Annotated in this window: 10 protein-coding genes; 6 read left to right on the forward strand and 4 right to left on the reverse strand. The window is 52.9% G+C overall.

Annotation, left to right across the window (positions count from 1 at the left end; translation table 11 throughout):
• The first annotated feature begins 9 nt into the window (after window positions 1-9).
• Window positions 10-957 (forward strand): ABC transporter substrate-binding protein, encoded by a 948-nt coding sequence (locus tag RYZ59_RS03490; RefSeq protein ID WP_137384455.1) that lies wholly within the window; start codon window positions 10-12, stop codon window positions 955-957.
• Window positions 958-959: 2 nt separating this feature from the next.
• Complete coding sequence (locus tag RYZ59_RS03495; protein ID WP_005127925.1) at window positions 960-1,853, forward strand: MurR/RpiR family transcriptional regulator; 894 nt, start codon at window positions 960-962, stop codon at window positions 1,851-1,853.
• A 73-nt stretch (window positions 1,854-1,926) separates the two neighbouring features.
• On the opposite strand, the gene RYZ59_RS03500 is transcribed toward RYZ59_RS03495, so the two are convergent.
• The 3 genes from RYZ59_RS03500 to RYZ59_RS03510 all read right to left on the reverse strand — a co-directional run bounded on the left by RYZ59_RS03500 (window position 1,927) and on the right by RYZ59_RS03510 (window position 5,361).
• Window positions 1,927-3,033, reverse strand: coding sequence for a 4Fe-4S binding protein (locus tag RYZ59_RS03500; RefSeq protein ID WP_318044996.1), 1,107 nt, complete (start codon window positions 3,031-3,033; stop codon window positions 1,927-1,929).
• Between the two features lie 219 nt (window positions 3,034-3,252).
• Window positions 3,253-4,641, reverse strand: a complete 1,389-nt coding sequence (locus RYZ59_RS03505) for a diguanylate cyclase (protein ID WP_318044994.1) — start codon at window positions 4,639-4,641, stop codon at window positions 3,253-3,255.
• An 87-nt stretch (window positions 4,642-4,728) separates the two neighbouring features.
• Window positions 4,729-5,361, reverse strand: a complete 633-nt coding sequence (locus RYZ59_RS03510; RefSeq protein ID WP_137384458.1) for a LysE family transporter — start codon at window positions 5,359-5,361, stop codon at window positions 4,729-4,731.
• 348 nt (window positions 5,362-5,709) lie between these two features.
• Between RYZ59_RS03510 and yahO the strand changes: the two genes are divergently transcribed.
• A complete protein-coding gene (yahO, locus tag RYZ59_RS03515) occupies window positions 5,710-5,985 on the forward strand; it encodes a DUF1471 family periplasmic protein YahO (protein ID WP_003830901.1) in 276 nt (91 codons plus the stop codon).
• 48 nt (window positions 5,986-6,033) lie between these two features.
• On the opposite strand, the gene prpR is transcribed toward yahO, so the two are convergent.
• Window positions 6,034-7,629: a propionate catabolism operon regulatory protein PrpR gene (gene prpR / locus RYZ59_RS03520; protein WP_318044991.1), complete on the reverse strand. Its 1,596-nt coding sequence runs from the start codon at window positions 7,627-7,629 to the stop codon at window positions 6,034-6,036.
• A gap of 251 nt (window positions 7,630-7,880) precedes the next feature.
• Between prpR and prpB the strand changes: the two genes are divergently transcribed.
• The 3 genes from prpB to RYZ59_RS03535 all read left to right on the forward strand — a co-directional run bounded on the left by prpB (window position 7,881) and on the right by RYZ59_RS03535 (window position 11,546).
• Complete coding sequence (gene prpB / locus RYZ59_RS03525; RefSeq protein WP_137384459.1) at window positions 7,881-8,765, forward strand: methylisocitrate lyase; 885 nt, start codon at window positions 7,881-7,883, stop codon at window positions 8,763-8,765.
• Window positions 8,766-8,884: 119 nt separating this feature from the next.
• Window positions 8,885-10,054 (forward strand): 2-methylcitrate synthase, encoded by a 1,170-nt coding sequence (gene prpC / locus RYZ59_RS03530; protein WP_202039366.1) that lies wholly within the window; start codon window positions 8,885-8,887, stop codon window positions 10,052-10,054.
• Window positions 10,055-10,094: 40 nt separating this feature from the next.
• A complete protein-coding gene (locus RYZ59_RS03535; RefSeq protein ID WP_318044988.1) occupies window positions 10,095-11,546 on the forward strand; it encodes a bifunctional 2-methylcitrate dehydratase/aconitate hydratase in 1,452 nt (483 codons plus the stop codon).
• Window position 11,547: the final 1 nt, after the last annotated feature.

Consider the following 11,547-nt stretch of genomic DNA (forward strand, 5'->3'; position numbering starts at 1 on the left):
AGAGGGTATATGCGTTTAATCTTTTCATTGCTGCTGCTGGTCGGCTGCACAGTCCAGGCGGCGGTGCCTGTTCAGTCATTTACTGACGATCTCGGGCGGGTGGTGAACGTGCCGCTACATCCGCAGCGCATTGTGTCATTGCACGATCTCGACATCACTATTCCGCTGATCGAACTGGGCGTGCCTCCGGTGGCCAGCCACGGCCGAACGCGCCCGGATGGCAGCCATTTTTTACGCTCCGGCGTGCTGCTGACCGGCGTGGATTTTGATAATTCGACCATGACGTATATCGGTACGGCAGACATTGATATTGAAGCCATTGTCGCTGCGAAACCGGATTTAATTATCACCGAACCCAGCCGTAACACGCCGATTGAGCAACTGGAAAAAATAGCGCCGACGGTCAGTATCGATCATCTCGATGGCGGTGCGCCGGAGATCTACCGCAAGCTGGCGCAGCTGACAGGTACGCAGCACCGGCTGGCATTGCTGGAACGGCGCTACCGTGAAGAAATTGCCCAGCTCAAGCGGACGGTCGATACGCAGCACATCTCTGTGGCGGTAATACAGGCCAATCAGGGTAAAATCAATGCGTTGCACACTTATCATTCCCTGGGGCGAGTGTTACGCGATGCTGGCTTCACCTTTCCGAAGCTTATCGACAGCATTCCGCCGGGTGGGCGCATTGATGTCAGTGCGGAACGTCTGCCTGAACTGGATGCCGATTTTGTCTTCGCGACCTGGCGTGGCGATACCGGCGGTAAACCGCAGGATGAAATCGCGGCGATGGATGCGGTGATGCCGGGCTGGTGTGAGTTCCTGACGGCCTGCCAGCGCGGACATTACGTTTTACTCTCCCGTGAAGAGGCGATATCCAATTCCTATGCCTCGCTCAGCCTGATGGTGGCGCAGGTGCAAACGCATATCGCCGGTCGCTGGCTACCGGAGGCGAAATAACCATGCTGACGGCGAAAAAAGCCAAAAATCGTATTGATGTCTATGGTGACCGTTTTCGCGCCAGGGCGCATTTACTCTCGCCACGTATGCAGGCCGTGGCGCGTTATATCAACGAAAACCGCGAAGTGGTGCTGGAGTTTACGGCGATCGAAATCGCTGCCGCCACTCAAACCTCTGACGCGACGGTGGTCAGGGCAATTCAGGCGCTGGGGTTTGCCGGGTTGCGCGATTTAAAGCAGACCATTGAACACTGGTTTGGCCCTGGCGTGACCTCAGAAGAGAAGATGACCACCACGGTGAATACGCTCTCTTGCGATGTGAACTCCAGCATTGATTTTGTCTTGCAGGGGCATCAGCGCACCTGTGAAGCCCTTTCCACTCCGCAAAACCGCTATGCAATCGCGCAGGCGGTGGCGCTATTGGTAGAAGCCCGTCAGGTGGGGATTTTTGGCATTGGCGCATCCGGCGTATTGGCGGATTATACCGCGCGTCTGCTTAGCCGTATTGGCCTGCCTGCGGTAGCGTTTAATCGCACCGGGATTAACCTCGCGGAGCAACTGATCGCATTGCAGCGGGGAGATGTGCTGATCATGATGGCGCAGAAATCACCGCACCGGGAAGGGCTGACGACCATTCGCGAGGCCAGGCGGTTGGGGGTCCCGGTTATTTTACTGACGAACGCGCTGGACTCCCGTTTTAGTAAAGAAGCGGATGTGGTGATTAACGTGCCACGCGGCGGCGAGAATGGGAAAATGCCGCTCCACGGTACGGTACTGGTGTGCCTGGAAATGATTGTGCTGTCTGTCGCGTCTACCGCGCCGCAGCGATCCATTAAATCCGTGAAGCGGATTAACGAACTGTACCGGGGCATTGGTAAATCCGGGGCGAAGAAATAAACCGGTGATACCCGACATGCACGCCGGGTAGGGTGTCGTCACTACTCGGCATAAAGGCAGACAGATCAAACCATTAATGGCCGATCATTCTGGCCTTCGGGATCAACTGGAAATACATATGATCCGGCACCGGCGTCTGCCAGACGTTGGCATACACCGCATAGCCTACGGCGGCAAACAGAATACCGAGCAGCAGTAGCGTCATTGTCCACCCTGATAACCTACCTTGTCGCCACCATGATTTCGGCGCTGTGCTGTGCCCTGATTGTGCGCCAGGCGGTGTCTTCAGTGACAGGGTTAGCGTTGAGGCTACCGGACAGGATTCCACACAGGTCATACATCCCGTGCACTCAACGGTGCGTACCTGAATTAAGCGATCGACCGGAATATTCGACGGGCAGTTCTTTGCGCATTTGCCGCAATCGATACAGCTGTCGGCATTGCGGCGGATCTTAAACGGCGAAAGCAAAGAGAACAGACCAAGCAGTGCGCCATAAGGGCACAGATAACGGCACCACGCATTGCGAATAAACAGGCTCATGATGCTGATAACCGCCACCACGATGAGCGTCGTCGTGCCGATATTACGAAAGAAATCGAGCATCTTAACGTCGATAATCATGCCGTAGGCTGACATCAGAAAATACTGAATCCCCTGTGCTGGCATCGACAGGGCGATATACAGAAAGAAGCTCAGCAGCAAATATTTCAGGCTCAGCAAGGGGAGATCCAGCCAGCGCGGCAGGGTAAAGTTGCGACCCACTATTTTTTTGCCCAGATTACCTATCAGCTCAGACAGCGTACCCACCGGGCACAACCACGAGCAGAACGCTTTTTTTAACAGCAGACTCATCAGGATAAAGGCAACCAGCAGCAGCATGGAAGCGGCGTGAATGGGGGGAAGAAAGCCGGTTTCCAGTGTGTATCTGATATTCATCAGACCGGCAATGGGAAGCCATCCCTCAATACCGCCGGGCCTTGGGATATAAACGCTGGTACCGGCTGTTTCGAAATAGCGAACCCAATACCAGAACGTCACGCCAATATAGATATTGATGGCCAACAGGAGAAACTGGGTGGCTTTTCTCCAGCTACTGGCATTGCGCCAGTCATTCCACGGCAGTTTCCCTCCGACGGTACCAGGGCGGCGCTGCCAGCGCGTTTTTTTCTTCCCATTCATGATCTTTTATTATCCCTCATATTTCCCCCTGCATTCAGGAAGACTCATCACCGGGATATGCTACCGCTATAAAGATATAGTGTATTTGATTTGCATCTTATTAATCGGCTGCCATTTTTATCACGCTAATGGGCATGTATAAAAATAACAGCACGATATTTATCACAGGTCAGATAAATACCCTGAACGGGGTATTTATTTATCTGTGGGGGGCGACAGTCATTCCCGGTACGTTTCTACGCGGTTACGGCCATGGCTTTTCGCCAGATAGAGCGCGCGATCGGCTTTATCAACCAGTTGTTTGTAGTCGGGGTGATAGTCATATTCGGCAACGCCGATACTGACGGTAATAGAGAAGGATTCAGTCACGGACGCGGCGATACGCAGCTCGGCAATTTTCTTGCGCAGTGTTTCCAGAATAATCGAGGCCTGCGATTCGTCTGATTCGACCAGCAGGATCATAAACTCTTCACCACCATAGCGGAATACGTAATCGCTGCTGCGGATGTGCTCATAAATAACGGCTGCGACGTTTTTCAGTGTCATATCGCCAGTATTATGTCCGTAGCGGTCATTGATCTGCTTAAAATAATCAATGTCCAGCATTGCCAGGGTAAAGGGTTTTCGTGAATGTAACGCCAGCGAGATTTCACGGCGCATAATCGTTGGAATAAAGCGGCGATTAAGCAGCTGGGTCAGCGAATCTTTGCCATTTTCCTGTTTGACCAGCGCTTCAAACATTGAGGCGAGGAGAAAATGGATTTTGGCCGAGAGCTGTCGGACATCCTGCAATAAGCTCATCCGTTCGGCTTCGCCAGGCTGATGCTGATTCGAGAGCGTCTGTGTCAGACGGTTATCGATTTCAGCGATCACGGATTCCATTTCTGCCAGCAGATTACCGCTGCCAAGAATGTGTTTTCCCTTATGGGAGAACCACATACCAAAATCAGAGTCTGCCAGGAACACCAGATCACCGGACGGTAATCCGGTCGCGATGTTGTAGATAAACTGATTTTCCCAATCGGTAAACGAACGGATTTGCCGTTCGCGCTCGACGTTGACGTCGTCGTAAATGGTCTGCAGCCGATACTGCTCCTGCGTGTGCAGCGAGTTTTGATAGCTCGGAGAGTAGGAAACAGTCATGGCCTCCAGCGCGGTATCCATCGCCAGACTGCTGAAACAGATAGCATCGCTCAACAGGCTGACAGAGTAGTCAGCCTTACTTTTCAGCAACTGATACAGCTCTTCTTTTAGCTTACGCGCCCCGCGGTTAACCAGATCAATAGGCAGGCCGATACGGGCGTGTACCACACCAATTTCACGCTGTTTTGCCAGCAAGAGCGGGAGGTCTTCATATGCGCTGCCGAGCACGCTGCGTAGCCAGTCAAACATACTGCCGCTCAGGCGCGTACTGACCTGCTCGGTATTCAGAAACAACGCGCTCTCCGCGTGAGAGAGCATGTAGTCATAAAAAACGGTCACTAAATGGCGGATCTCATCGTCGCTTAACCCTGTGAGGATCGTATGAACGTCAGGGGATGTCTGGCGTATTAGCGCCCGCCATTCTGTAAGGAGTAATGTGTCGTTTACGGGATCAACCTGTTCCATCTCACAGCCACTCAAATGTGATTGAAAAATTCAGGCGGTATTACGGACAATTACGTCACGATGGTCAAGTGAAACTCTCTTTACGCATTAACGATGGCGAATACCTTCATAAATCAGCCTTAAGGCGAAGACGCCGATGATGGCGCCAATCACTCGGCTGGCAACGCGCTGAATGCGTCCATACGCACGACGCACCGCAGGAAGAGAAAACGCCTGGCTGAGAAAAATACGCCAGATAACAGAAGAAAGTACAATACCTGCCCATGCCATCAGCCTGGCCCAGGTCGGGGTTTCTGCGCTTAAGGTGACCGAGAAAATACTTATAAAAAACAGTACGGTTTGCGGATTGGATAAATCCGTTAACAGCCCGCGACGAAAGAATACGTACCAGGGGGCGGAGATCGGCTGCTGTAACGTGGGCATTTGCGGTGTGGCCTGATGGCGTATGCTGTTCCAGGCAAACCACAGTAAGTAGGCACCGCCGACGATTTTTATCAGTGAGAATATCTCTTCACATTGGGTGATAAGCGTCGCCATACCAAAAAGGCCAAGCCCGGAGTAGAACGCATCGCCTAAGGCAACGCCCAGACCGGTCATCACACCCGCGCGTCGTCCCGACGCCAGGCTGGTTTGCACCACCACGAACAGGTTTGCGCCGGGGTTGAAAAAGGTTAACACAAACAGGCTAACGGTGAGCACGACGGCGTGCAGAGGTTCCATAGACAACGATTCCATCAGTGAGAAAATGAATGTTTACCCGCAGGTCATTTACGAATCTGCACCTACTATAGTTTTAGCGCAATCAATATTCTGAGTATTCACTCACAGTGCGCCATCAAACGCAGTTAATTTCTCAATGTCAGCATTAACGCTATTTGTGGCACCGAATTCGTCGGATAACGCGGCAGCGCTGGATCGCCTGTTGTGGCGATAGCGCAAGATTTCTTTATATTTCCGTTGACTCTGGATCTTTTAATCAGGCTGAACTACTTATTAATCATCCTTGACTCGCACGATGGATGTTCAGGGGGCGATGATGGCATATATAACAAAACCTGGAGCTTTGATATGAAAACTGGATATAAAGTACTTATTGGTGCGTTAGCTTTAGTTTTTTCCAACGCCTATGCTGCGGAATTTATGACAAAACTTGAGTTTGAAAAGGTTGAGTCGCAGTACACAAAAATCGGTGATATTTCAACGAGTAATGAAGTTTCTGTTGCAGATGCTAAAGAAGAGCTGCTGAAGAAAGCTGAAGAGAAAGGCGCTGATGTGGTGGTATTAACCTCCGGCCAAACGGATAACAAAATCCATGGAACAGCTAATATTTACAAGAAAAAATAACGCGCTGCATTGAAAGATAAAATACCCGCCAGCCTCTGTACTGGCGGGTTATTCTTTTAATCTGCGCCAAAACGTGGTTCGGCTGATACCGAGATATCGTGCCGCTGCGGTTTTATCACCGTTGAATTGCGCCAGCACCTGTTGTGGCGTCAGAGATGATGATATCTGGGGTATTTCGGCGACAATCGCCAGCTCTGGCAATAATTGCTGCAAGAAATGGACGTTAAGTTCTGGTTGTGGCTCAACGCTTAAAAATAATGCCAGACGCTCCATCATATTGCGCAGCTCACGAATATTCCCCGGCCAGCCGTAATTCAGCAGCATATGTTGGCTGAGCCCCAGCCCTTTACGCACCGGCTCAGAAAACGGTACATCTAATTCCGCCAGTGACTGTTTTAAAAAGCCTTCCGCCAGCGGTAAAATATCGGGTAGCCGTTCGCGTAGCGGAGGGAGTTTGAGGCGCAGAATGCTCAGGCGATAAAACAGATCGGTACGAAACTCGCCTTGTTTCATCTCTTGTTCCAGGTTGCAGTGCGTGGCGCTAATCACCCGTACCTCTACCGGAATGGGTTGATGTCCGCCTACCCGGGTGACCTCTTTTTCTTCCAGTACGCGCAGCAGCCGGGTTTGTAGCGGCAACGGCATTTCACCTATCTCATCAAGAAACAGCGTTCCGCCGTGGGCGATTTCAAACAGACCCGCGCGTCCGCCCCGCCGTGAGCCGGTAAAAGCACCATCCTCATAGCCGAACAACTCCGCTTCCAGTAAGGATTCGGTGATTGCCCCGCAGTTGACGGCAACAAACGGTGGTGAGGGTTTACCGCGTCGATTCTCCTGACGGGTGAAATATTCACGATGAATGGCCTGCGCCGCCAGCTCTTTCCCCGTCCCCGTTTCGCCCTGAATCAACACCGGTGCGCGGGAACGGGCGTAGAGCATTATGGTGTGCCGCACCTGTTCCATCTGAGCAGAATGACCGCGCATATCTCCCAGTGCATAGCGGGTGCGCAGCGTATCGCCAGAAGCGTATTGACCGTTTCGCCGCAGCGTCAGGCGCGTCATATCCAGCGCATCGACAAAGGCCTGGCGCACGGTAGCCGCTGAATAGATAAAGATGCCGGTCATACCGGCTTCTTCCGCCAGATCGGTAATGAGTCCCGCCCCGACCACTGCCTGCGTGCCGTTGGCCTTCAGCTCGTTGATTTGTCCTCGGGCATCTTCTTCGGTGATATAGCTACGCTGTTCAAGCTGTAAATTGAAGGTCTTTTGAAAGGCGAGAAGCGCAGGAATGGTTTCCTGATAGGTAATGACGCCAATCGATGATGTGAGTTTTCCCGCTTTCGCTAATGCTTGTAGCACATCGAAGCCGCTGGGTTTAATCAGGATCACCGGAATTGATAAGCGGCTTTTCAGATAGGCACCGTTGGAGCCCGCCGCAATGATCGCATCACAACGCTCGCTCGCCAGCTTCTTGCGGATATAGGTGACCGCTTTTTCAAAACCGAGCTGGATAGGGGTGATGGTCGCCAGGTGGTCGAACTCGAGGCTGATGTCGCGGAACAGTTCAAACAGACGCGTAACGGAGACCGTCCAGATAACCGGTTTGTCGTCATTCACCCGCGGCGGAAGATGCGTATCAGCCATAAGCAACCCAAAAAGTAAGGAACCGAATATTGGGTTTAGTTGTGTTTCATAAATGTTGCAATGAAACGTTCATCTCGGTTTCATGAAACGATAGCTGACACGCTTTTGTACATAAAAAATGCAGGTGTTAAATGTAATTCTTTGTTTTAAAAATAAAAAATAGAATTTTAGCCAAAGTTCAGGTCTTTGGCATACCCCTTGCTTTAGGTTAATCAACGAACGATAACAAGTTGATAACAAGAGGATGGGATATGTCTCTACACTCCCCAGGGCAGGCGTTCCGCGCTGCGCTCACCAAAGAAAATCCATTACAAATCGTGGGCACCATTAACGCCAACCATGCGCTCCTGGCCCAACGCGCCGGATACCAGGCCATTTACCTGTCAGGCGGCGGCGTGGCGGCCGGCTCATTGGGATTGCCCGATCTCGGTATCTCTACGCTGGATGATGTGCTGACCGATATCCGCCGTATCACCGACGTTTGCCCGCTGCCGCTGCTGGTGGACGCCGATATCGGGTTTGGATCGTCGGCATTTAACGTGGCGCGAACCGTGAAGTCGATTGCCAAAGCCGGTGCTGCTGCGCTGCACATTGAAGATCAGATCGGCGCTAAGCGCTGCGGTCATCGTCCGAACAAGGCGATCGTCTCGAAAGAAGAGATGGTCGACAGGATCCGCGCCGCCGTGGATGCGCGCACCGATCCCAACTTTGTCATCATGGCGCGTACCGATGCGCTGGCGGTGGAAGGGTTAGAGGCGGCTATCGATCGGGCGCAGGCGTATGTCGAAGCGGGCGCTGACATGCTGTTCCCGGAAGCGATCACCGAGCTGTCTATGTACCGTCAGTTTGCTGACGCGGTGCAGGTGCCGATCCTCGCTAACATTACCGAATTTGGTGCGACACCGCTGTTCACCACCGATGAGCTGCGCAGTGCAAATGTGGCGATGGCGCTCTATCCGCTGTCTGCCTTCCGTGCCATGAACCGCGCCGCTGAACGGGTATACAACGTGCTGCGTCAGGAAGGTACGCAAAAGAGCGTGATCGACATTATGCAGACGCGCAACGAGCTGTACGAAAGCATCAACTACTACCAGTTCGAAGAGAAACTCGACGCGCTGTACACCACGAAGCCGTAGGCCTGATAAGGCGCAGCCGCCATCAGGCAATGCCGGATGGCACTACGTTTATCCGGCCTACAACGTACTACGCGATGCATACCCTCAATACCCTATATATAAAAAATAACGAGGACAACATGAGCGACACAACGATCCTGCAAAACAGTACCCATGTCATTAAGCCGAAAAAATCCGTCGCGCTGTCCGGCGTCCCCGCCGGAAATACGGCGTTGTGTACCGTAGGTAAAAGCGGTAACGATTTACACTATCGTGGCTACGATATTCTCGACCTGGCGCAGCAGTGTGAATTTGAAGAGGTTGCGCACCTGCTGATCCACGGAAAATTGCCTACCCGCGATGAGCTCAACGCCTACAAGAGCAAATTAAAAGCGCTGCGTGGCTTACCCGCTAACGTGCGTACCGTGCTGGAAGCGCTGCCGGCAGCATCACACCCGATGGACGTCATGCGCACCGGCGTCTCCGCGTTAGGTTGTACGTTACCGGAAAAAGAGGGGCATACCGTTTCCGGCGCGCGCGATATTGCCGACAAGCTGCTGGCGTCGCTCAGTTCAATCCTTTTGTATTGGTATCACTACAGCCACAACGGCGAGCGCATTCAGCCGGAAACTGACGATGATTCGATTGGCGGCCACTTCCTGCATCTGCTGCATGGCGAAAAGCCGTCGCAAAGTTGGGAAAAGGCGATGCATATTTCGCTGGTGCTGTACGCCGAGCACGAATTTAACGCCTCCACCTTTACCGGCAGAGTGATCGCCGGTACTGGCTCAGACATGTATTCCGCGATTATCGGGGCGATTGGCGCACTGCGCGGCCCGAAACACGGCGGAGCCAACGAGGTATCGCTGGAAATCCAGCAGCGCTATGAAACGCCGGATGAAGCCGAAGCGGATATCCGCAAACGTGTGGAAAACAAAGAAGTGGTGATTGGCTTTGGACATCCGGTGTACACCATTGCCGACCCGCGCCATCAGGTGATTAAGCGCGTGGCGAAACAGCTCTCTCAGGAAGGCGGTTCGCTGAAAATGTACAACATCGCCGACCGTCTGGAAGCCGTAATGTGGGATACCAAAAAGATGTTCCCGAATCTCGACTGGTTCTCGGCGGTCTCCTACAACATGATGGGCGTCCCCACCGAAATGTTCACCCCGTTGTTTGTCATCGCCCGCGTTACTGGCTGGGCGGCGCACATTATCGAACAGCGTCAGGACAACAAAATTATCCGTCCTTCCGCCAATTATGTTGGCCCGGAAGATCGCGAATTCGTTGCAATTGAAAAACGTTGCTAATGCCAAACCGCTAAAGATAAAAAAACAGGAAATGTACCCTATGTCTGCACATATTTCGAACGTCCGCCCTGAATTTGACCGTGAAATTGTTGATATCGTTGACTACGTTATGAATTACGAGATCACCTCAAAGGTGGCGTATGACACTGCACATTATTGCCTGCTTGATACCCTCGGCTGTGGCCTGGAAGCGCTGGAATATCCGGCCTGTAAAAAACTGCTGGGGCCGGTCGTACCGGGTACGGTGGTGCCGAACGGCGTTCGTGTGCCGGGCACCCAGTTCCAGCTCGATCCCGTTCAGGCGGCATTTAACATCGGCGCGATGATCCGTTGGCTGGACTTCAACGACACCTGGCTGGCCGCTGAATGGGGCCATCCTTCCGATAACCTCGGCGGTATTCTGGCGACGGCTGACTGGTTGTCACGCAATGCGGTGGCGGCGGGAAAAGCGCCGTTAACCATGAAAAAAGTGCTGACCGGCATGATTAAAGCCCACGAAATTCAGGGCTGTATCGCGCTGGAAAACTCCTTTAACCGCGTTGGACTCGACCACGTCCTGCTGGTGAAAGTCGCCTCGACCGCCGTTGTTGCCGAAATGCTCGGATTGACCCGCGATGAGATCCTTAATGCGGTATCGCTGGCGTGGGTCGACGGACAGTCGCTGCGCACCTATCGCCATGCCCCGAATACCGGCACACGTAAATCCTGGGCTGCTGGCGATGCCACTTCACGCGCAGTGCGTCTGGCTCTGATGGCGAAAACCGGCGAGATGGGCTACCCGTCTGCGCTGACGGCAAAAACCTGGGGCTTTTATGACGTCTCCTTCAAAGGGGAATCGTTCCGCTTCCAGCGCCCGTACGGCTCATACGTGATGGAAAACGTGTTGTTTAAAATCTCCTTCCCGGCCGAGTTCCACTCACAAACAGCGGTTGAAGCGGCGATGACGTTGTATGAACAACTGCAGGCGACGGGTAAAACGGCGGCGGATATCGAAAAAGTGACCATTCGTACACACGAAGCCTGTATTCGTATCATCGATAAAAAAGGTCCACTTAATAACCCGGCGGATCGTGACCACTGCATTCAGTACATGGTGGCTATCCCACTGCTGTTCGGACGCTTAACCGCAGCGGATTACGAAGACGGCGTGGCGCAGGATAAACGCATTGACGCCCTGCGTGAAAAGATTAGCTGCTTCGAAGATCCGGCCTTTACTGCCGATTACCACGACCCGGAAAAACGCGCCATCGCGAATGCCATCACGCTGGAATTCACCGACGGCTCACGCTTTGAAGAAGTGGTAGTGGAATACCCCATCGGCCATGCGCGTCGTCGTCATGACGGGATGCCGAAACTGGTCGAAAAATTCAAAATCAACCTGGCGCGTCAGTTCCCGACCCGTCAGCAGCAGCGCATTCTGGATGTCTCCCTGAACAGAGCAAGCCTGGAGCAGATGCCAGTCAACGAATACCTTGATTTGTTCGTTATCTAAA

It is taken from the genome of Citrobacter sp. HN-141 (assembly GCF_033341895.1).
In the GTDB taxonomy this organism is placed as follows: domain Bacteria; phylum Pseudomonadota; class Gammaproteobacteria; order Enterobacterales; family Enterobacteriaceae; genus Citrobacter.

Excerpts from the sequence above, each read along its gene's own strand:
- RYZ59_RS03490 (WP_137384455.1), top strand. The coding sequence starts at position 10 with ATGCGTTTAATCTTTTCATTGCTGCTGCTGGTCGGCTGCACAGTCCAG.
- RYZ59_RS03495 (WP_005127925.1), top strand. The coding sequence starts at position 960 with ATGCTGACGGCGAAAAAAGCCAAAAATCGTATTGATGTCTATGGTGAC.
- RYZ59_RS03500 (WP_318044996.1), bottom strand. The coding sequence starts at position 3,033 with ATGAATGGGAAGAAAAAAACGCGCTGGCAGCGCCGCCCTGGTACCGTC.
- RYZ59_RS03505 (WP_318044994.1), bottom strand. The coding sequence starts at position 4,641 with ATGGAACAGGTTGATCCCGTAAACGACACATTACTCCTTACAGAATGG.
- RYZ59_RS03510 (WP_137384458.1), bottom strand. The coding sequence starts at position 5,361 with ATGGAACCTCTGCACGCCGTCGTGCTCACCGTTAGCCTGTTTGTGTTA.
- yahO (WP_003830901.1), top strand. The coding sequence starts at position 5,710 with ATGAAAACTGGATATAAAGTACTTATTGGTGCGTTAGCTTTAGTTTTT.
- prpR (WP_318044991.1), bottom strand. The coding sequence starts at position 7,629 with ATGGCTGATACGCATCTTCCGCCGCGGGTGAATGACGACAAACCGGTT.
- prpB (WP_137384459.1), top strand. The coding sequence starts at position 7,881 with ATGTCTCTACACTCCCCAGGGCAGGCGTTCCGCGCTGCGCTCACCAAA.
- prpC (WP_202039366.1), top strand. The coding sequence starts at position 8,885 with ATGAGCGACACAACGATCCTGCAAAACAGTACCCATGTCATTAAGCCG.
- RYZ59_RS03535 (WP_318044988.1), top strand. The coding sequence starts at position 10,095 with ATGTCTGCACATATTTCGAACGTCCGCCCTGAATTTGACCGTGAAATT.